Genomic DNA, 1,019 nt, shown 5'->3' on the forward strand with positions numbered 1-1,019 from the left:
ATCACCGTAACCTTCACGTACAGCGGTGTTGCGAAAGATGGCGAAGACTTCACCGGCCAAGCTAGCGTTGAGATCCCAGCGGGTAGCAACAGCAACACCTTCACGATCGATACCTTAGATGATGTATTGGCGGAAGGTGCAGAGAGCTTCACCATTACGATCGATACCATTACCGATACCAACTTCGAGCATATTGCTGAAGATGCGACCAACAACAGTGTTGAAACGCAGATCACTGATGACACGGATCCAGGTACGACTGAGCCGGATACGGAAACAGCCACTGTTTCACTTACCGGCCCAGCAACGGTGATTGAAGGCGATACCACTACGCCGTATACCGTCAGTGTTGATCAGCCAGCAGGCGATGTCACTACACCGATCACCGTAACCTTCACGTACAGCGGTGTTGCGAAAGATGGCGAAGACTTCACCGGCCAAGCTAGCGTTGAGATCCCAGCGGGTAGCAACAGCAACACCTTCACGATCGATACCTTAGATGATGTATTGGCGGAAGGTGCTGAGAGCTTCACCATTACGATCGATACCATTACCGATACTAACTTCGAGCACATTGCTGAAGATGCGATCAACAACAGTGTTGAAACGCAGATCACCGATGACACGGATCCAAATACGACGGAACCGGATACTGAAACGGCTTATGTCTCTATTGCAGGGCCTGGTAGTGTTGTTGAAGGTAATACCACTACGCCGTATACCGTCAGCGTTGACCAGCCAGCAGGCGATGTCACTACACCGATCACCGTAACCTTCACCTACACGGGTGTTGCGAAAGATGGTCAAGACTTCACAGGTCAAGGTTCAGTTCAGATCCCAGCAGGTAGCAACTCAAATACCTTCACGATCGGTACGTTGGATGATGCCCTAGCAGAAGGTGCTGAGAGCTTCACAATCGAAATTGATAGCATCACCGATACTAACTTCGAGCATATTGCTGAAGATGCGACCAGCAACAGTGTTGAGACCACCATTATTGATAATGATGGCGCAACCGT

Annotated in this window: 1 protein-coding gene; it reads left to right on the forward strand. The window is 50.0% G+C overall.

Annotated elements, in window-relative coordinates; all coding sequences use genetic code 11:
* Nucleotides 1–1,019, forward strand: a 1,019-nt coding sequence (locus Q4492_RS15625) for a Calx-beta domain-containing protein (protein ID WP_303419851.1), incomplete at both ends; no start/stop codon positions are given.

This window comes from Neptuniibacter sp. 1_MG-2023 (assembly GCF_030547185.1).
Classification (GTDB): domain Bacteria; phylum Pseudomonadota; class Gammaproteobacteria; order Pseudomonadales; family Balneatricaceae; genus Neptuniibacter.